General features: G+C 34.1%; 22 protein-coding genes. 18 read left to right on the top strand and 4 right to left on the bottom strand.

The window, feature by feature from the left end; all coding sequences use genetic code 11:
- Window positions 1-54 precede the first annotated feature (54 nt).
- From hemW to H8R24_RS03345, 13 genes are all read left to right on the top strand, one after another.
- Window positions 55-1,209 (top strand): radical SAM family heme chaperone HemW, encoded by a 1,155-nt coding sequence (hemW, locus tag H8R24_RS03405; protein WP_187017173.1) that lies wholly within the window; start codon window positions 55-57, stop codon window positions 1,207-1,209.
- Between the two features lie 95 nt (window positions 1,210-1,304).
- The gene (locus tag H8R24_RS03400) at window positions 1,305-2,057 is read left to right on the top strand and encodes a cyclase family protein (RefSeq protein WP_187017172.1); all 753 of its coding nucleotides are present in this window, start codon (window positions 1,305-1,307) and stop codon (window positions 2,055-2,057) included.
- On the top strand, window positions 2,054-2,455 hold the full coding sequence (locus H8R24_RS03395; RefSeq protein ID WP_187017171.1) for a GNAT family N-acetyltransferase: 402 nt from the start codon (window positions 2,054-2,056) through the stop codon (window positions 2,453-2,455). Before H8R24_RS03400 ends, H8R24_RS03395 begins: the two co-directional genes overlap by 4 nt.
- A gap of 10 nt (window positions 2,456-2,465) precedes the next feature.
- A complete protein-coding gene (locus H8R24_RS03390; protein WP_187017170.1) occupies window positions 2,466-2,831 on the top strand; it encodes an MmcQ/YjbR family DNA-binding protein in 366 nt (121 codons plus the stop codon).
- 115 nt (window positions 2,832-2,946) lie between these two features.
- Window positions 2,947-3,363, top strand: coding sequence for a response regulator (locus tag H8R24_RS03385; RefSeq protein ID WP_187017169.1), 417 nt, complete (start codon window positions 2,947-2,949; stop codon window positions 3,361-3,363).
- 1 nt (window position 3,364) lies between these two features.
- Window positions 3,365-3,907, top strand: coding sequence for a heme NO-binding domain-containing protein (locus H8R24_RS03380; protein ID WP_187017168.1), 543 nt, complete (start codon window positions 3,365-3,367; stop codon window positions 3,905-3,907).
- Between the two features lie 9 nt (window positions 3,908-3,916).
- The gene (locus H8R24_RS03375) at window positions 3,917-6,214 is read left to right on the top strand and encodes a PAS domain S-box protein (RefSeq protein ID WP_187017167.1); all 2,298 of its coding nucleotides are present in this window, start codon (window positions 3,917-3,919) and stop codon (window positions 6,212-6,214) included.
- 3 nt (window positions 6,215-6,217) lie between these two features.
- Window positions 6,218-7,351: an FIST signal transduction protein gene (locus H8R24_RS03370; RefSeq protein WP_187017166.1), complete on the top strand. Its 1,134-nt coding sequence runs from the start codon at window positions 6,218-6,220 to the stop codon at window positions 7,349-7,351.
- On the top strand, window positions 7,351-8,388 hold the full coding sequence (locus H8R24_RS03365) for a sensor histidine kinase (protein ID WP_187017165.1): 1,038 nt from the start codon (window positions 7,351-7,353) through the stop codon (window positions 8,386-8,388). Before H8R24_RS03370 ends, H8R24_RS03365 begins: the two co-directional genes overlap by 1 nt.
- Window positions 8,375-8,692 (top strand): Hpt domain-containing protein, encoded by a 318-nt coding sequence (locus H8R24_RS03360; protein WP_187017164.1) that lies wholly within the window; start codon window positions 8,375-8,377, stop codon window positions 8,690-8,692. Before H8R24_RS03365 ends, H8R24_RS03360 begins: the two co-directional genes overlap by 14 nt.
- Before the next feature lie 11 nt (window positions 8,693-8,703).
- Window positions 8,704-9,411 (top strand): LytR/AlgR family response regulator transcription factor, encoded by a 708-nt coding sequence (locus H8R24_RS03355; protein ID WP_187017163.1) that lies wholly within the window; start codon window positions 8,704-8,706, stop codon window positions 9,409-9,411.
- A gap of 434 nt (window positions 9,412-9,845) precedes the next feature.
- Window positions 9,846-10,202 carry a hypothetical protein gene (locus H8R24_RS03350; RefSeq protein WP_187017162.1) on the top strand — a complete coding sequence of 119 codons (357 nt, stop codon included), beginning with the start codon at window positions 9,846-9,848 and terminating at the stop codon, window positions 10,200-10,202.
- Between the two features lie 350 nt (window positions 10,203-10,552).
- Complete coding sequence (locus H8R24_RS03345) at window positions 10,553-10,909, top strand: hypothetical protein (RefSeq protein WP_187017161.1); 357 nt, start codon at window positions 10,553-10,555, stop codon at window positions 10,907-10,909.
- Window positions 10,910-11,019: 110 nt separating this feature from the next.
- Here the strand turns inward: H8R24_RS03345 and H8R24_RS03340 are convergent, their stop codons facing one another.
- Window positions 11,020-13,080 (bottom strand): tetratricopeptide repeat protein, encoded by a 2,061-nt coding sequence (locus tag H8R24_RS03340; RefSeq protein ID WP_187017160.1) that lies wholly within the window; start codon window positions 13,078-13,080, stop codon window positions 11,020-11,022.
- Window positions 13,081-13,229: 149 nt separating this feature from the next.
- Between H8R24_RS03340 and H8R24_RS03335 the strand changes: the two genes are divergently transcribed.
- From H8R24_RS03335 to H8R24_RS03325, 3 genes are all read left to right on the top strand, one after another.
- On the top strand, window positions 13,230-13,520 hold the full coding sequence (locus H8R24_RS03335; RefSeq protein WP_187017159.1) for an STAS domain-containing protein: 291 nt from the start codon (window positions 13,230-13,232) through the stop codon (window positions 13,518-13,520).
- Between the two features lie 151 nt (window positions 13,521-13,671).
- A complete protein-coding gene (locus H8R24_RS03330; RefSeq protein ID WP_187017158.1) occupies window positions 13,672-14,922 on the top strand; it encodes an MATE family efflux transporter in 1,251 nt (416 codons plus the stop codon).
- Window positions 14,923-14,974: 52 nt separating this feature from the next.
- Complete coding sequence (locus tag H8R24_RS03325) at window positions 14,975-16,153, top strand: glycosyltransferase (RefSeq protein ID WP_187017157.1); 1,179 nt, start codon at window positions 14,975-14,977, stop codon at window positions 16,151-16,153.
- 2 nt (window positions 16,154-16,155) lie between these two features.
- Here the strand turns inward: H8R24_RS03325 and H8R24_RS03320 are convergent, their stop codons facing one another.
- From H8R24_RS03320 to H8R24_RS03310, 3 genes are read right to left on the bottom strand one after another with little or no spacing between them, the layout of a single operon-like run.
- Window positions 16,156-17,709, bottom strand: a complete 1,554-nt coding sequence (locus H8R24_RS03320) for a glycoside hydrolase family 2 TIM barrel-domain containing protein (RefSeq protein WP_187017156.1) — start codon at window positions 17,707-17,709, stop codon at window positions 16,156-16,158.
- Window positions 17,696-18,928, bottom strand: coding sequence for a hypothetical protein (locus H8R24_RS03315; RefSeq protein WP_222617353.1), 1,233 nt, complete (start codon window positions 18,926-18,928; stop codon window positions 17,696-17,698). Before H8R24_RS03315 ends, H8R24_RS03320 begins: the two co-directional genes overlap by 14 nt.
- Window positions 18,928-22,107, bottom strand: a complete 3,180-nt coding sequence (locus tag H8R24_RS03310; protein WP_225876762.1) for a hypothetical protein — start codon at window positions 22,105-22,107, stop codon at window positions 18,928-18,930. Before H8R24_RS03310 ends, H8R24_RS03315 begins: the two co-directional genes overlap by 1 nt.
- A gap of 54 nt (window positions 22,108-22,161) precedes the next feature.
- Here H8R24_RS03310 and H8R24_RS03305 point away from each other — a divergent pair, with 54 nt between their 5' ends.
- Both H8R24_RS03305 and H8R24_RS03300 read left to right on the top strand, forming a co-directional pair.
- Window positions 22,162-23,343 carry a glycosyltransferase gene (locus tag H8R24_RS03305; protein ID WP_187017154.1) on the top strand — a complete coding sequence of 394 codons (1,182 nt, stop codon included), beginning with the start codon at window positions 22,162-22,164 and terminating at the stop codon, window positions 23,341-23,343.
- A gap of 53 nt (window positions 23,344-23,396) precedes the next feature.
- Window positions 23,397-24,110 carry a PH domain-containing protein gene (locus H8R24_RS03300; RefSeq protein WP_187017153.1) on the top strand — a complete coding sequence of 238 codons (714 nt, stop codon included), beginning with the start codon at window positions 23,397-23,399 and terminating at the stop codon, window positions 24,108-24,110.
- The last annotated feature ends 69 nt before the right edge of the window (window positions 24,111-24,179 follow it).

Raw genomic sequence — 24,179 nt, 5'->3', positions numbered from 1 at the left:
CTCTTAACTTTTCAAAACTGATCACTGAAAAACTGACCACTGACGACTATTATTATGAGCGGCATTTACATACACATCCCATTTTGCAAACAAGCGTGTCATTATTGCGACTTCCATTTTTCGACTTCTATGAAAAAAAAGGAGGAAATGGTTTTGGCTTTGGCCAAAGAAATTCGCTTACGCAAAAGTGAAGCTGTTTTTCTCGACTCTGCTCGAACTGACATTGTAATTGAGACTATTTATTTTGGAGGAGGAACTCCTAGTGTACTGACTTCTGGAGAAATTGATTTTTTGATTGCAACAGTTTATGAGCATTTTTCGGTGGTAGAAAATCCCGAAATCACACTGGAAGCTAATCCTGATGATTTGTCAACCGAAAGGATTATTGAACTTTCAAAAAGCAAAGTCAATCGATTAAGCATTGGGATTCAATCTTTCTTTGAAGATGATTTACAAATGATGAACCGCGCACATAATTCGGCGGAAGCCAAAAAATGTTTAACAGAAGCGACGAACTATTTTGATAATATTTCGATCGATTTGATATATGGAGTTCCCGGAATGAGCAATGAAAAATGGAAGCAGAATATCGAGCAAGCATTGTCATTTGGTATTCCGCATATTTCCAGTTATGCTTTGACTGTAGAGCCCAAAACGGCTTTGAAAAAACTAATTCAAACCGGAAAAGTAGCGGAACCTAATGACGAAGTTGCTCAAGAACATTTTATGATTCTAGAGGAAACACTCGAGGCAAATGGTTTTATACATTATGAATTATCCAATTTTGGAAAAGAAAACTATTTTTCTAAAAATAATTCGGCTTATTGGTTAGGAAAAAAATACATAGGCATCGGACCATCGGCGCACAGTTACGATGGTGTTTCTCGCTCTTGGAATATAGCCAATAATCCGCTGTACTTAAAAACAATTGAAGCTGATGAATTGCCAAATGAAATCGAGTTCTTAACGATTGCTGATCGGTATAATGAATATGTTATGACTGGATTGCGCACCATTTGGGGTGTTTCTTTGGAACGAATCGAATCAGAATTCGGGCAACTGTACTTGGATTATCTGTTGAAACAAGCCGATAAATTTTTGAAAGACGAGTTGCTTTCGATCAAAAATCATATTTTGAAACCCACTAAAAAAGGAAAGTTTTTGACAGATGGGATAGCTTCTGATCTTTTTTGGCTAAATTTGGAGTAAACGAATTAACCGCAAGGTTTGCAAAGTAGGCTCAAAGGGCATTAAACTTTGTGATCTTTGTGTAAATCTTACTGCCCTTTGTGGTTAAAAAAAATATGATTGCAACTATTGAAAATATCAAAGTCGATTTATCAAAACCTATTGACATTTCGATTCCGCTAACCAATACAGACGAAAATCCAATTGCTTGGTACATTGAAAAACCAGTGATTGAACCGGTGAAATTTGATGAATGGGTAGGGAAAGTATCTTCGGGTATGTCCTCTACCAATTTTAATAACATCCTATTCAATCCACACGGTCACGGGACACATACAGAGTGTTTAGGGCATATTACCCATGATTTTTACAGTGTTAATCAGGCTTTGAAACAGTTTTTCTTTCTGGCCGAATTGATTTCGGTTACTCCAGAAGAACAAGGCGGTGATTTAGTGATTACTAAAAATCAGGTTGTACAAGCGTTAAACGGAAAAACACCCGAAGCCATTATTATTAGAACTTTGCCTAATAGCGCTAGCAAACTTTCAAAGAAATATTCACATACTAATCCGCCTTATTTGGCTGAAGATGCGGCGCGGTTCATTTGCGAAAGCGGAATCCAACATTTACTGATTGATTTACCAAGTGTTGATAAAGAAAAAGACGAAGGGAAATTGCTGGCCCACAAAGCTTTTTGGAACGTTACGGATGTGAAAAACTTGAATGAAGAAGCGCGATTGAATGCCACAATAACTGAGATGATTTATGTAGTAGATGCAGTGAAAGACGGTAGTTATTTGCTGAATTTGCAAATCGCTTCTTTTGAAAATGATGCAAGTCCTAGTAAACCTGTTTTGTATAGCATATGATAACGATTTCTACTAATAAAAGTAAATTAGACATTCCTTTTATTCAGCATTTTCTAAAAGATATTTATTGGGCGGCTGGCCGAACCATGGAGGAAGTGCAAACGACTATAGATCATTCTTTTTGTTTTGGTATTTATCTGGATGAGCAGCAAATTGGGTTTGCGAGAGTAATTACTGATTATGTTGTTTTTGCCTATGTTATGGATGTTTTTATTGCTGAAGAATACCGAGGCAAAGGCTATTCGTCGTTATTGATTGATAGGATGTTGAAGGAGCCAGAATTACAACAAGTTAAAATATGGCGGCTAGCTACTGCTGATGCTCATTTTTTATATGAAAAATTTGGGTTCAAGGCACTGGCAAGTCCGGAACGAATGATGGAGAAAGTAATCAAATAATTTTTACAAAATGAATCTTGAAAGCTATTATGACTATTGTTTGTCAAAAAAAGGAGCAACGGAACATTTTCCGTTTGATGAGGATACTTTGGTTTTTAAAGTAGGCGGAAAAATGTTTGCCTTATCATCATTAAAAAAGTGGGAAGAGGGAGCTCCGGGAGTCAATTTAAAATGTGATCCTGATCGCGCTCAAGAACTGCGTGCCCAGTATGATGATATTGTTCCAGGATGGCACATGAGTAAGCTGCATTGGAACACGGTTACGATCAATAACGCTCTCAATGATAATTTTATTAAGGAGTTGATAGATCATTCTTATGATTTGATTTATAAAAGTTTAGCTAGAAAGGTTAAGGATGAAATGGAAAAATTGTAAAACCATTCGTCTATACTTTTTTGCAATTGAACTATACTAATAATAATGTAGGCGAAATTATTGTTATCATTGAGTTAATCAGAGTACTTTTAAACAAGGAAAAAAACAAAAACAAATGAGCAGATCACTGAATATTCTATTGATTGAAGACGATGCTATTGAAGTTATGAAATTCAATAGGGTTTTAAGCACAATGGACATCAAACACAAAATTGTTGAAGCAGCTAACGGAGAAGAGGCATTAACAGTTTTAAAAGTTAAAGAAATCATACCGGATATCATTATCTGTGACTTAAATATGCCAAAAATCAACGGAATTGAATTTTTGGGAATATTAAAAAACGATGATTATTTAAAATACATCCCAGCGATCATTTTAACTACATCTAATAATCGCGTTGATGTGATGGAATGTTATCGAATAGGTATTGCAGGTTATTTAATTAAACCACTGAAATACGATGATTATGTTGATCGTATTAAAAAACTTATTGATTACTGGAGTTGTAATGAGTTAATATCACAGCAATAATATGTACGGCATTGTAAATAAAGCAATTGAAGAATTAGTTATTGCTAATTTTGGAGAAGAAAAATGGGAAGCCATTAAGCTCCGATCAGGCATTGATATTGATTATTTTATAAGCAGTGAACCATATGATGATGCAATTACTTTTCAACTAGCAACAGCTGTTTCTCAGGAAATGGATATGACATTAAGCGCAGTGTTAATAGCATTTGGAGAATGGTGGGTTGTAAAAACTACTAAAGAAAAATATGGCGGGTTGATGGAAGCTGGCGGCGATAACTTGAAACAATTTTTAATAAATTTACCACTGTTTCATAATCGTGTGATGTTAATTTACCCTAAATTAACACCGCCTGAGTTTAAGGTTACACATGTTACTGAAAACAGTATCAACTTGCATTATTTATCTAAAAGAGAAGGACTTCAAGATTTTGTTAGAGGTTTGATACAGGGATTGGGAATTATGTATAGCACTCCTGTAACTATTAATTTGATTCAAACTCGTGACGAAGGCAGCTCACATGAAATTTTTAATATAATCTGGTAAGTAGAAAGGATGAAAAATTTAAAATTTAATTTTAATGAAGATAGCTTCAACAAGCTATTCCCTTTTTATATTCTAATTGATACTGATTTAAAAATAAAAGGTTTTGGTAAAAGCTTAGCCAAAACATTGCCAAGCATTAAACTGAATGATAATTTTAATTCGGTCTTTGATGTCAAAAGGCCACAGCTTACAACGGCTAGTTTTGACGATTTGTCTGCCATTTGCAACCAGTTAGTATTGTTGTCTAATACTAGTGATACCGTTGATTTAAGAGGGCAGTTTCAAGATTATGAAGGGGCTATTTTATTTGTAGGTTCTCCATGGTTTGTGTCGATGGAGCAAGTAAAAGAAAAGCAGTTAACGATGCATGATTTTGCTTTTCACGACCCTTTGTTCGATTTACTTCATGTATTAAAAAATCAAGAAATCACTACTAAAGAGTTAAAAGAATTAGTAGGTAAAATTAATAATCAAAAGAAAGATCTTAAAAGCGATCAAGAAGAGTTAAACAGGCTTTCACTTGTGGCTAGTGCCAATGAAAATGGTATCCTATTTACAAAACCCAACGGCGTAATTTTTTGGTGTAATGATGCTTATTTAAAATTAACTGGTTTTTCAAAAGAAGAAGTGATAGGTAACACGCCTATTAAGTTAGGGAAGTGTGACGAAACTCCGCAAGAAGAATTGTTAAAGATGATTGTGCCTTTTGTCAATGGTGAAGCTTTTAATGTAGAGCATTTGCATCGAAGAAAAGAAGGAAAAAGTTTCTGGGTAACAACCAAGGCGCAACCTATAGTAGATGAAAATGGTAAGGTAGAACAATATTTTGCCATGATTGAGGACGCAACCGAAAAGAAAAGGCACGAAGCAGTATTGCGTAACGAAAGAGAAAAATACAGCAATATTATTGCCAATATGAATTTGGGCTTGATTGAAGTGGATCAAGACGAAAAAATAATTTTAGCCAATAATAGTTTTTGTCAAATTAGTGGTTATGATTTAGAGGAGTTAATTGGTAAAAAAGCTTCTAGTTTACTGCTTACTGACGAAGGCATGCAAATTGTAAAAGATAAAAACGAATTAAGAGGTAAGGGGATTACTGACTCTTACGAAGTACAGGTTAAAAACAAGGAAGGAGCAATTCGTCATTGGTTAATAAGTGGAGCACCCAATTATGATAGTAATGGTAAAGTAATTGGTTCGATAGGGATACACCTGGATATTACGGAGCAAAAAGAACAAGAGGACAAACTGTACTTATTGTCTTTAATTGCCGAAAAGAATATTAATGCTGTAGTTATATCCGACATACACGGGAAAATTGAATGGGTTAATAGTAGTTTCGAAAAAATGTCTGGTTATTCGAAAGAGGATTTAATAGGCAAAAAACCAGGGCATATCTTGCAAGGTGAAGATACAGATCCTGAAACGATTAAATATCTGAGTCACCAAATTAGTAAAGGACAACCTTTTGCGTGCGAAATTGTAAACTATTCGAAAAAAGGGGTTAAATATTGGGTAAAAATCCAAGGCCAAGCTTTGTATAATAAGCGTGGCGAAGTGGTTCGTTTTTTTGCAATTGAAGAAAATATTACTAGTAAGAAATTGCTAGAGGAACAGCGTGAAGAATTAGTGGATAGTCTAGCAAAAACCAATAAAGAGTTAGAAGATTATGCGCAAATTGTTTCGCATGATTTAAAGTCGCCATTGCGCAGCATGCACTCTTTAATTTCTTGGATTAAAGAAGATAATGATAAAGCGTTTAGTGAACAAACTTTGAAATATTTTTCAATGATGGAAAATAAAGTAGAGAAAATGGATCATTTAATCGAAGGTATTTTGACTTATTCTAAAATTGATAAAGAAAATATAGCGCTAGAGAAGGTAGATACTCACAATATTATTGAAACTATAATTGAGATTATTCATATTCCAGAGCATATTACTGTTAAAATTGTAAACAGCTTACCGGTTATAAATGCTGACCGCTATAGAGTGCAGCAATTGTTTCAAAATTTAATAGGAAACGCGGTGAATTATATTGAAAGAGCAGTAGGTCTAGTTGAAGTTTCTTGTGAAGAACACGCTACAGATTATGTTTTTGCAATCAAAGACAACGGCGTAGGGATTGCTAAGAAAAATCACGAAAAAATATTTGATACTTTTCAATCTTTTACCACAAGTGAGCATTCCACAGGACTTGGTTTGTCTATAGTAAAGAAAATTGTAGCGACCTACAAGGGTAAAATTTGGATTGAAAGTGAAGAGGGAGTAGGAACAACCTTTTTTATAAAACTTAATAAATAAATTATGAAAATTATTCAAGCTTCAAAAATAGGAACTCAAAACTGGAAATATTTTCAAGAAAAAATAATTTTAAATAATCCGTTAGTATTGGTTTTTGGTAACCGCTATTTATTAGAAAAAGAAGAGGTTATAAAAGGAATTCGAGAAGAGTTTCCCTATGAACACATTGTTTTTGGATCAACAGCTGGAGAAATTTTATGTTGCAATGTTAATGACAACTCTATTTCTGTGACTGCTATCGAATTAGAAAAAAGCAGTTTTGTTGTAGAGCGAGATAATATTTTAAATTATGATAAAAATGCCAATGCATTGGGAGAGGCTCTTTATAAAAAAATACCAAAAGACAATTTAAAACATTTGTTTGTACTCTCAGAAGGGAGTTTTGTCAATGGAAGCTCTTTGATTAATGGGTTGGAAAAAGGGATCGACAGTTTGGTTTCAATTACTGGCGGAATGTGTGGTGACGATGCACGTTTTGAGAAAACAGTTGCTTCCTATAAAGAAGATCCTAAGGAAGGGGAAGTGCTTTTAATTGGTTTTTATGGAGAGAGTTTAGAGGTGTCCTATGCCAGTTTTGGAGGTTGGATTCCGTTTGGTCCGGAACGTGTCATAACAAAAGCGGAAGCTAATGTATTGTATGAGATTGACGGGCAACCCGCATTAGATTTATATAAAAAATATTTGGGTGATAAAGCGAAGGAACTGCCTCAAGCATCTTTATTGTATCCGTTAAATGTGACTCCCGAAGGAAAATCGGCTCCTGTTGTACGTACTATTTTAAAGATCAACAATGACGATCATTCCATGACTTTGGCCGGAGATGTACCTGTTAATTCTAAGGTGCAATTGATGATGGCGTCTGTTGATGGCATAGCTGGAGGAGCTCAAGTAGCTGCTGAATTTGCTATGAAAGATAGAGTTAATGCACCAGAACTTGCAATTTTGGTAAGTTGTATTGGGCGTAAACTGGTCATGGATCAAAGAGTGGAAGAAGAAATTGAAGAAGTACGTGATGCAATTGGATCGAAGGTGCCCATGACTGGATTTTATTCGTACGGAGAAATGGCGCCTTTTAATGGTAGTACAGCTTGTCAATTGCACAATCAAACGATGACATTAACTTTAATAAGTGAATAATGAATCCATTATTAAAAAGACAAATCGATAAAAAACTGAAGGGTGGCTTAAATGACTTGGATATTTTTCTAGAAGCCATTAATGAATCCTATAAGAACTTCGAAGAGCAAATTGAGTTGCTACAAAGAGCAATGAAAATAAGCTCAGACGAACTTTTTGAGGCCAATAAAAAACTAAGAGACGAAGCCGAAAGTTTAAAGGAAGTAAACAAGAATCTTGAATTTATATTAAGTTCAATGAATCTTGATGATACGGTAGCGGCTAAGTCGGAAGCGTTTAATACTTCTGATTATGTAAAAGAACAGTCTATCGAGATCGTCAAAATCAACAAGCAAAGGGAAGATCTTTTAATTAGCTTAGAAAAACAAAATAAGGAATTAAACGAGTATGCACACATGGTGTCGCATGATTTAAAGGCTCCGTTGCGAAGTATTGACACCTTGATCAACTGGTTTATTGAGGATAATACTGCACTTATGAATGATGCCAACACCAAGTCCTTAAAGTTAATCTTGTCCAATGTAGAGAAAATGGACTTCTTGATCAAAGGAATTTTGGATTATTCGGCCATAGAGAAACAACGCGATGATGATCGTTTGATTGATTTGAATGTTTTGGTAGATGATATTCTGAGAACCATGTCTGTTCCAAGTAATGTTAGTGTTAAAATGAACAATGTTTTACCTAAAGTGCAGGGGAATGATTTTAGATTCAAGCAAATGTTTCAAAATCTAATTCAAAATGCAATAAAATATAATGATAAAGCGAATGTCGAGATCGAAATAGGAAGCACTGATAATGAAATGGAGTATAGTTTTTATGTCAAAGACAACGGAATTGGTGTTCCTGATATGTACCAAGATAAAATATTTAATATTTTTTCTAAGTTAGAAAACAATGACTCTTCATCAGGAATAGGTTTAGCGATCGTGAAGAAAATCGTGGAGTTTTATAAAGGAAAAATATGGCTAGAAAGCCAAATGAGTGTAGGAACAACTTTTTATTTTACAATTAAAAAAGACAATGGAACAGCCTAATTTAAATTATATAAATGATCTCTCTGGAGACAACGCCGAATTCAAACAAAAACTGATTGCAATTCTCAAAAGAGAGCTTCCAGAGGAGATCGATGTGTACAATAAAGAGTATGCAAATGTCAATTATTTACTAGCTGCACAATCCGTACATAAATTAAAACATAAAATATCTATACTAGGTTTAGAAAAAAGTTATTATATTGCTGAAGAATATGAAAATAACTTAAAAGAGAACTCAACAGATTTAAAAGCCGTTTTTGAAAATATTTTAGAAAGCATGCAGGAATTTGTGAGTGATTTGTAACACCTTTGTTTATGAATTGCATTATTATTGATGATGAAGAAATGGCAAGAGTTATTATAGCTCAGTTCATTACCGATTATTCTGATATAGAAATTGCAGCTCAATTTTCAAATGCATTACAGGCTATTAAGTATTTGAATCATAATGAGGTAGATCTTATTTTCTTAGATATACACATGCCTGATTTTACAGGTTTTGATTTTATTCAAACCATTAAAAACCCACCCAATATTGTATTAGTGACCTCTGATAGAAATTTTGCTATTGAGGCTTTTGAATACGATTGTATTATTGATTACTTAGTTAAACCGATCACCAAAGACCGTTTTGAAAAGGCAATTCACAAAGTGAACTCTATAGTCGCTGCTCCTGTTGTAAAAGAAACTCCTACTTTGACGGAGGATAACAACGAGCAATTTTATATCAATATCGATAGAAGATTGATTAAAATCGAAATTGCTTCTGTAAATATAGTAGAGGCTAAAGGTGATTATATTCACATTAAAACCGAAGGGAAAAACTATATTGTACATTCGACACTTAAAAAGATAGAAGATAAATTACCTAAAGATTTATTTTTAAAAGTACATCGGTCCTTTATTATCAATACCAAAAAAATTATTGATATCGAAGACAATAGCGTTCTAATCGATAAAGACGTGATTCCTGTAAGTCGCGCCAATAGACCTGAGTTAATGAAAAGGTTGAACTTGTTGTAACAGTTCGTCTCCTCATTTTTACAATTCACCTATAGATTGCGACCAGTAATCTAATATTCTACCTTACCGCTTTGTATTGTGCATACCTTTATTTTGAATTAGGGAATTAACCTTTTCGTTTTCATTTTTTTTGGTATGCGCCAAACTTGTATACAATTGAAAATAAAAGGGTATAGGAGTTGTACTTGCTCTTCTAACGTCCTGTATTAGAAAATCACTTTTTAAAGTTACCATATATTCCAAAACTGCTTAATCGTAATAACATGATTTTGTGTTATTTAAAAACTGTCTGCCACGGACAGTTTTTTTTGGTTTATTGTTCATTTTGTAAGAAAAAAGTAATCATAATTAATAAAAGATGTATTTGATCGGATTTATTATGCACTTAAACAGTTTTTATATAATTTAGCCACTGAAACTAAAAGATAAAAAAGATGGAAGTAAAATTACATAACACAATTTTGTTTGAAGAAGCAAATTCTTCAGCTGATGCAGAAAAATATTTTGTTGTCTCTTTGAGATGGTCATTGATCAATGAGGAGCACATCACTTTTGTTAGACAAGAAGCTATGGCGTATTGTTATAATATGAATTGGGCTGGCCCAATGACTAAGATAGAAGCTAAAGAGCGATGTATTAAAGGTAAGATGTTAGTCGTTTCGCTTTCGCAAATACGATCTTTTTTGGTGAAAGCAACAATTGACAATGTCGAAAGTTATACTTTACCCAATACTGAAGAAGTTAGAAAAATAATTGGTTTTGATGCAATCGCTTTTCAAATGGTGGTGTAAGTTGTCACTATTGAAAGCGGATATCTAAATTTTTCAAACTTCCATTATATAAAATTTATACATCACAGCAAACGGCTGTTTACACTTTCAAATACAAAAAGGACTGTCTATTTTTAGACAGTCCTTTTTTGGTTTTATTTGTACTGTTATTAGCGGTCGTAACAGGGCCAATCTTTGGGTGCTTTATCCATCGTTCAGTACCGGAACAGGATGAGCTTTTAAGCGATTGTTTTTTTGCTTAATTGTAAGACAAAATACATATAATTAACAAAATAATGCATTTCATCGATTATTTGTGTAGTTTAATCTATAATGTTATACTTTAGCCACTGAAACTAAAAGATAAAAAAATGGAAGTAAAATTACACAACACAATAGTATTTGAAGATGTTCAATCTTTGAATGATACTGAGAAATATTTTTTGGTTTCTATGAGATGGTCCTTGATTAGCGAAGAGCATATTACTTTTGTTAGACAAGGTGCTATGGCTTATTGCTATAACCTAAAGTGGGCTGGCCCTTTGACCGAAGTAGAAGCTGCTGAAAGATGCATTAAGGGGAAGATGTTAATGGTGCCTTTGTCACTTATTAAATCGTATTTAGTGCAAACAAAGATCGATGAGGTAGATTGTTTAACATTACCCAATACTGCTGAGGTAAGAAGAATGATTGGGTTTAATGATGTTGTTTTTCAGTTGGTAATCTAGTAGTTTATATTTACTGCTGTAGTTTAAATTCGAATCGTTTTATTTTTCATAAAAAAAGGTTGTCTTTGTTAAAGACAACCTTTTTTGTGGTTTGGAATAGTATGTAGTGCTTATTTAAGTTTAAATATAGGCTTACCTGTAAGGTTCCATTTTATACGCAACCCAAACTCATTAAAAGTAAATCCGGCTGCAGTTGCCGATGCGATATTACTTCTAGTTCCGTATAAATTAGCAATTAAGCGGTCCGAAAATTTATACCCTACTTTAGCTTGTATTCTATAAGTCCATTGTTTGCTGTCATCTTCTATAAATTGGTATCCTGTAGCCAGATTTGCGTTGTAGTACCAAGAGTTTACTTCGGCCATTTGTTCATCTTTTAATACTTCAAGGAATATTTCGACAGCATTAAATTTCTTTGGACTAAAATAATCTAATGGTACTCTGTTTTTATACGAAATGTATTGGTAGTTCAATCCTCCTTTTAAAACTGGTTTTGCCATAAAGTTATAGTAGAAAGACGTAAATAATAAGTTTCTTTTATTTTCATCTGTTTGCGATGAGTAAAAATATTGTGTGAACCATCCAAAATTAAAATTGGTACTCAAGTTATAATTCAAATAGTAATTGTTTACCGCGATTTCTTTACTAATCAAATCAGAGTTAAAGTTTTGAATCTCTCTTTTGTACCCAACCTCAAGATCTTGCAGTTTAAGCGGCTTAATTTTAAAATAGGTATGAATCAATGCTTGGGTGTAACTAGTTACGTTAGAGTTGGCTGATGACACTCCTAGATCAAGTGCGTAACTTATTTTGGGATGGAACTTGTATTCTATTCCTGCGATGAAGTCGTTGGTCTTCGCATTTACATTGGTAACCGTATTTTGGGTTTGTCTGTGTTGGTAGGTAGTGTTTACAGTCCATTTTGTTGATAACGGTATACTAATCAATGTGCGGCTAGCAACAGCAGTATTGTTTCCGTTGTCAAAAGTATAGCTTAACTTTTCTTCGATAAAAGGGGTGAACTCTTCTTTTAATTTTTTAATGAAGTTCATAGCATCGCCTTGATTTTTAAAAATCTCTAGCGTTGTTAAGGCAGCATTGTATGCCTTTGACACTTCACCAGAGGCTTTGTACGCATTGGCTATTCCTAGATTTCCATCAAATGATTTTGAATCGTTCTTCAAGATGTTCTCGTAGTTTGTAATACTTTCTGGAAAATTACTCTTGTAGATAGCAAGTGTTGCCGCTAGAGACATTACCCAGTTTTTATTAGGATTAGCTGCTGTTAGTTCATCAATTTTTGTTGCCGCTTCAGTGTATTTTTTGTTCCAAATCAAAGCTTGAACATAGCGTTCTTCGGTTTGGTTTTTTAAAGTTTCATCTGTAATTGAAGCCGATTTTGCAAGGGACTCAGTTGCCATTTTTAAGGCGTTTTTTTCTTTTCCACCTATGTGCTCTAGAAGCGCAATACCGTTCATAGCGAGTACAGGGTTGTCTTTTCCTAATAAATTATAGACTGCTTTTCCTTTATTGATTTCTTTAGTAATCAAGTATAAGTTGGCTTTATTCATTAAAGCTTCTTTATCATTTGGAAAATCGACTAGTACTTCGTCATAAAAAGCTTCAGCTTCTTTGTAATTTTTCTCATTTACTTTTTGGCCAGCATATCCTAGTCTGATGTATTTTCTAGATACTAATGGTCCAGCACTTCCTGGTGATAATTCGATCGCTTTATTGACATGAAATAAGGCTTCTTTGTATTCTTTTAGATTGGATAATGTGTTTGCAAAACCTAAATGAGCGACAAAATTAGTAGGGTTTTTTGCCACAAGTGTAGTATAAAATATTTTTGCTTCGTCGAACTTGTTGTTCCAAAGGAGCGCTTCGGCATAGTTCAATTCGATTTCTAAATCTCCTGGATATTCTTTTTTCAAAACGATGAAATTATCCAAAGCTTTTTCGGCTTGCTTGTTTAGACCAATTGCTCGGGCATAACACAGGCGTGCTGTTTTATTTTGGGGATAATCCTTTAGTATGTTGGCAAAGAAGACTTCGGCTTGGTCAAGTTCTCCTTTTTCTAGATTGGAAAATCCAGCAGTCATATCTTGAGCTTTAGCCGAAAGGCTAAAAATAAGAAAGGAAAGGAAGATGGTTTTTAAGATGTATTTCATGAATATAGATTGTGGGTTTCAATGATGCAAGTTAATGATTAATTCATGATATCTCATCTACACATTTGAGCCATTCATCGAAAGTTTTTAAGGTAAGCCTTATTAATTATGATATTTGTCTTGTTAGTAATCCCCAAAAATCTACCACTATGTCTTTACAAATTAACTATAATGCAGGTATTTATGAAATACAAGGTATGTTAAATACCGAAAATAGCGTATATTTAGAACTTCAATTGCAAAACATTATTGAATATTCTAGTGGCGTTGTGATCTCTCTTGATAAGGTCGAAATGATCGATGAGTACACCACTAAAAGTGTTGCTTCCTTACAAGAACGAGCACAAGGAAACAATAAGGTTTTCTTTATTATTGGAAAAAAAAATAAAAAAGTATGTGACCAGTTTAACGCGTTAAATTTAAATCACCTATTAATGTAATTAGTAGTAACTACAACACAGTTTTAAGATTTTGATAGCCCTAGTTTTGAGTTAGTAAAAGATAATTACACATCAGCCCAGAGTGGAATTGCTATTTTTTTAAATCAAAATTATTTATTTTTATTTCTTGCTACAAAAACAACATAACCGAATGAAGATCATATCTAACCTACTAGCTAAGATTCCTAAAAAACTAGGGCCAGAACAATTTTTCATGCTAACTATTTTGTTAGTTAACGGAGGGAATTATGTCTATAATTTGTTGTTAGGTCGAATTTTAGGACCTACAGCTTTCTCTGATGCGGCCATTTTAATAACCTTACTATTAATTTTGTCTTTCGTTGGAATGACTTTTCAAATTGTAACGGCAAAATATGCGGTGCTTTTAGAAGGCGGGCATTTGTTAGGTTTTATCAAGCTTATCACTAAATATGCTGCGGTTTTAGGACTGTTGTTTGGTTTGACTATTGTTGTTTTTTACCAAGAATTACAAGAGCTGTTTCATACTAAAACGGCTTATATGTTCTTTATTTTTGGTTTTGGTATTCCGTTGTATTTTTTAATGAGTGTCAATAGAGGTTTATATCAAGGTCAAAATGTCCTGAATAAATTAGCTACGACCTATCAAACGGAGATGGCTAGTCGTTTGCTATTAACGATTGCTGCTATTTATCTATTGCCAGGCGTGCCTAGCTCAATCATTGTGGCTTCGGGCATCGTATTGTCCTTTGTTTTTGGCGTTTTTCCTTTTCAAAAAGTAATTTTCCAAGGTGTAAAAACAGTCGAAACACCTGAAATTGATAAAAAATCGATTACTACCTTTTTTGCCCTAACTGCTTTTTATGAGCTTACGCAAATTATAATTAATAATAGTGACATAATCCTAGTCAAGCACTTTTTTGACAGTGAGCAAGCGGGATTGTATGCTTCATTGGCTCTTATAGGCCGTGTGGTTTATTTTGTTGCTTGGATGTTTGTCATGTTGCTATTGCCTAAGGTAATCCAAATGAAAAAAGACAACCAAGATACTTTACCCATTTTATTGAAATATGTGGGATACATTGTATTGCTTTCTACTTCAATCGTGTTGTTTACCGCTTTATTTCCAGAGTTTGTTGTAGGAGTAATGTTTGGTAAAGAGTATGTTTCTATTTCATTTTTACTTTGGAAATATGCCTTATCTACTTCACTTTTTGCTGTTGCAAATATTTTTGCTTATTACTATTTATCCTTAGATCAATATGTTCCTGTAATTGTTTCGGCAATTTTAGGATCCACTCAAATAGGGCTAATTATTGCCTATCACAATTCATTAGAACAAGTTGTACACATGCAAATCATTGCTATGGTGGTCTTATTGTTTTTTCAGTTGTGTTATTTCTTTTATAAAAATCGAAAGTAAAAGTGTGTAATTCTTACTATCTTTAATCTACTAACCCCAATCTATAAAAAACATGAAAGTAGCCGTAATCACTGCATTTCCTCCCAGTAAAGTAACCTTAAACGAGTATGGATATCATCTTGTTAAAAATTTTGCACAAAAAAGCGAAGTTTCAGAGGTGGTTATACTTGCGGATAAAACCGTAGATGCAAAACAATTAGACTTTGAAAACAGTGGTAAAGTGAAGGTCAATGAATGTTGGTCTTTTAATAGTTATTCAAATATTCTTTCCATCACTAATGCAATTAGCAAAGAAAAACCAGATGCAGTACTGATTAATCTTCAGTTTATGAAATTTGGTGACAAGAAAGTACCAGCTGCATTAGGACTTATGATTCCGATGGTGTTGCGAATGAAAGGCATACCTACTGTTTCATTATTGCATAATATTTTAGAGCAAGTAGACTTAGAAAGTGCGGGTTTTACCGATAATAAATGGGCTCAAAAAATCTATAATTTTATTGGAACTACTTTAACGCGTTTCATCTTAAAATCTGATGTAGTAGCTGTTACGATCAATAAATACGTGGAGGTTTTAGAGAAAAAATACAAAGTAAAAAATGTAAAAGTGATTCCTCATGGTACTTTTGATAGTATTGATGAACCCTCTTTTGAGCTGACTCCAGGACCAAAACAAATTATGGCTTTTGGGAAATTTGGTACCTATAAAAAAGTAGAAATCCTTATCGAAGCAGCAATTTTGATCAGACAACGTAGTGCTGAAAAAATCGAAGTAGTCATTGCAGGAACCGATAGCCCAAACACACCAGGATATCTTGCTGCTGTTCAAGAAAAATACAAAAATGTAGAAGGAATTCGCTTTACGGGTTATGTTGAAGAGAAAGATGTACCCGTAATCTTTGGTGATAGTACCGTTGTAGCTTTTCCGTACACATCAACTACAGGGAGCTCAGGTGTACTGCATCAAGCGGGTAGTTATGGTAAGGCAGTTGTCATGCCAGACTTAGGAGATCTTGCTTTATTAGTAGAAGAAGAGGGGTACAAAGGCGAGTTCTTCAATCCAGACAGTGCTGAATCTTTGGCGCAAGCCATAGAAAAAATCATCAACAATGATGATAATAGAAAAGCCATTGCCATGCAAAATTTTAAAGCAGCAAGTGCATTATCAATGGATAAAATTACCGAGATGTACATGGATACTTTCAAGCAAGTGATCCAGTCTAAAAAATAATTTTAGTTCGAAATATATTTAAATGCGGGTTTGTTGATTCCTTTATCATCAATAAACCCGAATTTTTTTTGCCTGTTTTTTTGCCAAGGCCACCTTCCAGCAACTTGATCTGGCACATGTGGAAAGTCATACAAAGTCCATGACATAAACGAGTAATTGTTTTTCTTGAAATAAGCCTGCATTTTTTGATGGTATGCCGCTTGTTTCTCAATACTACTTTCCCAAAAATTCCATATTCCACCATAAGACGGAACTCCAAACTCTTCAATAACAACTGGTTTTTTAGTCGTTTTTACTAATAGATTTGTTTCGTATTCTAGGTGTTTCATGTCATTGTAAAAGTGATAGGATATAAAATCTACCTTATCAGCAAGGTTGGTTGCTTCAACCGAATTAGACCAACCAATTGTTATCAAATGATTGGGGTCGTTTTCTTTTATGACTGTTGCCATGTGGTCGAGCCAACTCAAAACATTGCCTTTGTCTCTGTTTTCGAAATCTAAATTGGGTTCGTTTTTTAAATCCCAAGCAAGAATGGCTTTGTGGTCTTTGAAAGTAGATACAATTTGTTCGGCATGTCTGTGTGTTAACGTCCAGCTATCCAAAGTGTAATCACTATAAAAATCAAAAAGAGTAACAATTACAGCTAGGTTTTTGGCTTCTGCCAAATCTAAAATGGTTTTTAATTTCGCCATTTTTTCCGGTACAATCATTGCTTTTCCAAAATCACCGTACTGAATAAAAAGACGTACCGTATTTAAGTTTGCTTTTTTAATGATGTCAAAGTCAGCAGCAATAGTGTCTTTATTGAATAATTCGCCAAAAGTGTCCCAAGCTGAATTTTTTGGATAATAATTAATTCCTTTGATGGTGTACGGGCTGTTGTTTTTAAGGATATGTTCGTTTTTTACAGTAAACACGGGATGTACTGCAGTGGTGTCTTTTGTAAAGGGTTCGGCTTTCATTTTCAACACATGACGTACTCGCCAAAAACCATCTTCGAGCAACATCATTACCTTATAAGTGGCAGTGTCTTGAACGGTAGTTAGCAATTGTTTGTTTTGATAGATTTTTTGATATTCAATGACATTTTTATCAGTAAAAACGACTAATTGCCCATCTTCACTGTAAAATTGTAAATCAGGAAAATGTTTTATTGTGGTGTTTTCTATAGTAATTTGATGTTCTTTATTGTACTTAATAGTTCGGTATAAATTCAAACGGGTATTGGCAGTGTAGTAATCATCAATTCCCTCTGAGTTGTTGGTTTTTAAGGCAGTATTTTTTACGTACCAAGAAAATAAGTAATCACGTTGTAATTTTCCTAGGGTGTTTTTTTCCATATCTCGTGCTGGATTGGCTAGGTTGGTCCAGTTCACTTTGGGCAAATAAACATCTTCACTTTCTGTTTCAAGATGTAACATTGTGCTTCTGTCTGCACCGGTGTTCAAGTAGTCCATTATTTTGGCTAAACCCAATAAGGTAAACATACAAATCACTAGAAATGAAAGTATGAGAGCTGCTCTGTAAATGTTACGGTTGTTAATTAGTCTCATATTTTTTTATTGCTGTTTTTTGAGTAATTCCTAAAGTGGATATCTCAAATTGATATTCTTTTTCTTTATAAAATGGAGCTAGTAAATAGAAGTTTGCAATACCCTTGGCTGTTTCTACAATCTTACTTTCAATCAAATTATTTTTGTGGTATATTTTGAGTTCCACCTTAATCCCGTCCGGTACAATTTGATTCATAAAACTGCGTACAGGACCTACTGTGATTTTTCTATTGCCTTCGGTAAATTCATAGTTGAAGGTCTTAATCAAAGCAAGATAGTCTATTTTAATTGAGTTACTCTCAGCAATTCCAGTAACATAGCCTTTTACAGTAAAGGTTTCATTATGATCGGGATGTAATATTTGAGCAATCGCTATTCCGTTTATAGTAGCGGCATAGGTTTTTAATAATATATCATTTGTGGTGACCACTTGAAAAGTAACCATAGTTCCATCTCCTACAATATTGCCGTAACTATCCCTAATAATGGATGTTTCTAGCAATGTAATTTGGTTTCCATCCGCGTACTTATGGTTGCGGCTGTAATTGATGGTGAAGTTTTTGCCGGGTGAGGGCTGTATATCGGTTTCAAATTCCTTTGAGGCTGTGTTGTTACATTCGGTTGATACCAGCATTTTACCCGATTTTGTGCGCGAATAAATATTTTTCCATGCAATAAAGAAGTCGGTCTTTTTTTCGGTTGTTGTGATGTTTTCTAAAAACTGATCTTTGATATAAACTGCAGTATTGTTGTCCTTTGGGTTGTCATAGCTATCTGTTGGAATAGCAACCATCATTGTGAAATGTTCCGTTCCGGTTAGTAAACTGGGTGGTCCTAAATAGTTCTCTAGTAGGGTTGGGGTGGTATTATTGGGTGTGGTGACAAACGTTCCACTTACTACTGTTTTATTGTTTTGAATTAAAAACCAACTAAAATCTCCTGTTTTAATACAATAAATAGCAGGAATATGAAATACCAGTTGGCCGTTGATGTTTTGTGAAGTCAGTAGCGTTTTACCATAACTATGAATGACAAATAAATGGGCAGTTGCCGTTTTTGACGCTGTTGCAAAAGTCAATGCTATAGGTGTTCCTGCGGTGAAACTGTTTTGAGTAGTTTGTAAGCGAAATGTAGCATCTGCATTATTTGTTTTTGCAACAGCAAAAACAAATAAAAAGAAGCAACAAAAAGGAAGTGCGCTATAGAGTACTTTTTTCATCATTTTGGATTACCAATGTAATTGTTCATTTCTATTTTAATGTAGCTAAAGCCTTTTCCTTTGACTTTTTGCAACAGTTCTTTTTCGACTTCTTTATTTCGTTTTGGAATTATAGTACGCGCAAGGTCACCATTGGGTAAACCGTTGACATAGCAATCGGCCAAAGAAGAAATGATGATGCGGCAATGCGTTAAATCGAGTAATTTGTAATCAAAATATTGCTTGCGTTGCACGCGTACTCCTTCGCGTAAAAAGTAATGATCAACGTAGAGAAGCTCTTGTTTGTCATTGTAATAGGATATTAATAGCTCTGGAACAGTGACTTCTTGAATGCCATAATTAAATAAAGTTCCTTTGAGATGGTTGTTTTCAATCACCAAATCAGATAAAGCAACTTGAATGTAAAAGTCAGTTATAGCTACGTTTCCAGCAGATTGAATGTCAAAGTTGGCAGGAATTTCGCTAATGTCTTTGGCGGTAAATTCTTTTGGGTTAAAAGTAGTGGGTTGCGACACTTCTTTTTTCAGCCAAGAGATTTCTTCAAAATTAACCTTGAAACTTGTAGTTTCTTTGGGCATAATTTTGTGTTTGATTACGTCCTTGGCATTAAAGGTAGCTAATATTTTATCTTGATGATTGTATAAGGTTGATTTTAAGACGACATCGGCAGGGAAGTTGTCGATATTTTGTAATTCACCAATAATGATATACTCGTTATTGTATTGAATAAGTTTAGCCGATAGAATTTCAAGTTCCGGTTGTTTTAATACATCCTCATGATAGGTTTGTTGGGTCGTTATCTTACGGCGACCTTGTTTGAAATATTCAGTGGTGTTGGCTGCTAGAAATTGATCTGGCGGAATGTCCAAAGGTTGTTTTTGTGGCAAGATGTACCAGTTTCCGTTGCGCTTAATCGTTTCGTGATAATAGTCTTTATTGATTATTTCTAGTGGAGTAATCCATTTTGTCTTGGCTATTATGGTTGCACGACTTTCGGAGCTATTAATAACTTTGATGTCAATAGCATCCAGCTTGGCATACGAGTTTAAAATTCCGTCTGCTACAGATGTTTCCAGCATAAATTGCGAAATGGATAGTTTGCTTTTTGGATCAATATACGAATGCGCTTTTTCATAATACTTAAAATCGAGTGCGTCATAGTATGATTTTACTACGTTCGTTGGGCTTATTTGCGTAGCGTTTACTAAATATATTTCATACATACCATACCCAATGACACCAAGCAAGAGCGCGACCCATAGATGTAAAACAGTGATTACTTTGAATGGGAATTTTGTATAGGTAACTGCAAATTTGAAAAAGTCTGCTTTTTCTTCATCTTTGATTTTTAATGCTTTAAAGAATATGCTTTGAATATTAATAACAAAAGCAATAATCACAGTCAGAATCGGAATAATACCCCACATTAATTTGAGGTAGAGCGGTACTTCATCCTTCGGTAGGACTTTTGGCAAGGGGGCTACATTCAGTTTTTCCCAGACCATAATCCCATTTTCTAGTAATGAAAGTCGGTGCCATCCACAAAAGTAGAGTATGGGATCATAGAATTTATCATTCGAAAAAACATACTTTAAATTGTATTTTTCGGGCACGGTCAAGAATTGTTGCAAAGAACCAATTCCTTCCATTCCTCTAAATTTTGAATTCTCCAATCGTTCAATTGCACGACTTGTTAATTCGGGCAATCTTCGGGCTGAGTGGTAGTTTCCATCAACTGTTTTTGCTTTGGTTTGTGAAGATAATGTTGCCATTTGATCCCCAAAACCCAATGGTAAATAACGCCATTGATCGTGCTGATCCTGATTTAAGAAGTTGACAAGTGGTATTGTATTTATTTTTTGTGGTTGAAACGGCCTGAAATAGCCCAATGTTATGGTGAATCCTGCGAAAAACAGAAAAAAAGCGGCAAAGCAAGCGCCTAAAATTCGGTGGTATACATTCCCAAAACGGCTTTGAATGGCTGTTTTTAAATCGCCTTCAACTAAGCGATACGTAAATTCCCCAAACATGGGCAAGCTCATAATGGAAGCCCATAACGTAAAACGGTCAAGAGTTAAGATGTTAAAAGCGGTTTCACCTAATACTTTGATTGGGATTGGTGTGGTTCCACCTGTTCCTAGTACGATGAGCAACGAAATAGAGAGCCCAAAACAAATGTATCTTTTGCTATAATAACGGTATAAAATATAGGGTAATATAAAAAATAAAACACCCCAAGGAATGACAAAAAACATCAAGCCCGAAGAGGTTACTTCAAGAAAATTGTCCCTACTTCCATGCGGAATGGGTACTTGTGTGATAGGATTAGCCTTTGAGTTTACCCAATACGGAAAAATACAAAATACAATAAGAAATAGTGATCCTGCGCCAAAAGAAGCAATTCTCTTGAATAATTTGAAAAAAGTAAACAAGAACAATTTGAATTTTACTTCCTTGTACGAGTTGACTTGTTCTCTTGAAGCATCCATAATTACCGTTCCAATTAATGGAAAAATGAAGAAAATCATTCCAAAAATGGGAGTGACATGATGGGAAGTTATTGTTACAGCTAACAATGAGAGTGATCTGAAAAAATATTTAATGCGACCCGTTTTAATCCAAAGATAGATCTCAGGCATACAATGCATCAGTACCGAAACTCCTACTATGCTAGGTAATTGCCCAAAAATATGGAGTGTCTCAACAAATGATGAGGAGAATACGGCAACAATAGCGGCATATCCTGCTACGTTTCGGTCTCCGGTTATCATTAAGGTATAGCGATAAACTCCCGTGATAAATAAAATAATCCCGATGATGGCAACTGTAAACAGCCCAAATTTTAATCCTCCAATTAAGGACAATAGTCCAATGGCTTGATGGACTAAAGGCGGATATCCCATAACGGTAAAGCCCGTATACCAGCTGTAATTCCAAGGTTCAAACCAACTTGTAGCATAATGCTGTGCAAAAAACATGTGAATCAAAGCATCGTAAGTGCTTTCAAGTGTAAAAAAAATTGCACTAGAATGAAAAACGACTCCAATTAATAGAGCAACAATTAAATATTTATTTGTTTTTTCCTTCGCCAATGCTATAAAATTGATGTTTTGGTAAATGTAATAATAAAACTTTTTATTAGGGAATAATAATAGAACTGTTAAAAATTTAATTTGCATTTAAGATGATTTTTATTATATTTACTCTTACCAAACTACCTTAAAACAAATTTTATGAAAATTTTAATTGTTGATGATCAAGAACTGGTTGTCTTGTCTCTTGAAAAATGTTTGCTGGATTTAGGTTATGAAGTTGTAAGTGCGAATACTATCACTGATGGTATTGAAAAATATGACTTGCATAGCCCTGATTTAGTAATTGCAGATATTAATATGCCTTTTTCAAATGATCCTGATCAGAACTCAAATCTTGATGAATCTCAAATTGCCTATAACGGTTTAGAAATCGCAAAACATATAAAAATCACTAAAGGGCAATCTACTCCCATTATGATTTTATCTGGAAATACAGATGAAGATACCATTGTTAAAGGTTTTGATTTAGGCGTAGATGATTACATGAAAAAGCCCTTGAGCTTAAGTGAAATTGGCGCTCGTGTGAAACGCTTGATAGGAAGTGGTGTGAAAGAAGCATCCAATACTCAAAAAAATCAAATTATTCAAAATGACTGTATCGGGGTAGTAATTCCTTGCTACAATGAAGAGTTGCGTTTATTAGGTGATGAGTTTAAAGCTTTTATCAACTCTAATTTAGGATACCATTTATGCTTTGTGAATGATGGTAGTACAGATAAAACCTTAGCAGTTTTAGAAAAATTAAGAGTTGGTCACGAAGATCATATTAGTATCTATGATTGTGAGAAAAATGGTGGTAAAGCTGAGGCAGTTCGTTTAGGAATGTTGCATCTTGCTAAACAAAATCAATTTGATTACATCGGTTTCTTGGATGCCGATTTGTCTACGGATTTTGAAGATTTTCATGATTTAGTAAAAACCATTTCAAACTCTAAGTTTAAAGTGGTAAGTGGTTCTAGAATGGCACGTATGGGTGCGGATATCACCAAGGAATCTGCTCGTGCGATCATTAGTAAAATCATTAATTTTATTATTCGAAAAACAATCGGAATGGAATTTAATGACACACAATGTGGTGCCAAAATAATGAGTAAAGATGTGATAGAGAATACCTTTCAAACCAAGTTTATTACAAAATGGTTATTCGATGTAGAGATTTTCATGCGAATGAAAAAAATCTACGGTGACGAGGAAACTAAGAAAATAGTTTGTGAGCAACCCTTGAAAAGATGGATTCATGCTGATGGGTCTAAGCTGTCATTTAAAGATTCGTTGAAAATTGTTTTTCAAATTGGGCATATCGCTATTCATTATAGATAAAAAACATTTACTTTTGTTAAAAAATAAAGAGATATAATTAGTCTCAATGAATTATGAAAGAACAAATTAAAAAATTCTTGAACGAAGATCAAGATCCTAAAGCTATTGAAAAAATCACTGCTAAATTGCAAGATTTATTAATGAAAAATGAGGAAGTAGGCTACATAGGGGTTCAAAAAAAGCCTGCTATTACCGTGTTCCCAGATAGTATAGTTTTGACTAATAAACGAATCATATTATGTAAGCCTAAAAATTTAGGATTATCTATGGATTTTGTTGATTATGATTGGGAAGACGTTGCTGCTGCTTTTGTAAAAGAAAATATATTAGGTTCTGAATTTTCATTCTCGACTAAGAGTGAGTTAACCATCTCGATCGATTATATTCCAAAAACACAAGCAAGAAAATTGTATACTTTTTCGAAAGAACAAATGGATTTTTTAAAATCAGGTAGCCAAGTAGAAACTGCTTCTGTTGAAGAACCGAAAATCGAATTGATTCAAGAAGAAGAAGTAGAAGTTGAGGAAGTAGAAGAAGTGGAAACGGAAGAGGTAGTTAATTATGCCGAAATCATTCCTGTTGCTCAACCCGAATACAACACACACAACCAAAATTTTAATGAAGGGTCAAAAGAGAAATCTTTAAGTGAATTGTCACAAGATGAGTTGTTTGAAAAGCTACAGAATTACAAGAAATTACTAGACAATGGTTTGATCTTGCAAGGAGAGTATGATAATTACAAAAAAGAAATTTTAAGCCATATGTAGCTAATAGCCTTGACGTATTCCTGAGGTATGAAGTATAAAAAAGAAACCCGACAATTGTTATATTGTCGG

It is taken from the genome of Flavobacterium muglaense, assembly GCF_014305155.1.
Lineage (GTDB): Bacteria > Bacteroidota > Bacteroidia > Flavobacteriales > Flavobacteriaceae > Flavobacterium > Flavobacterium muglaense.
The sequence above is the reverse complement of the archived record's forward strand: the minus strand, read 5'-3'. Positions and strand labels throughout refer to the sequence as shown.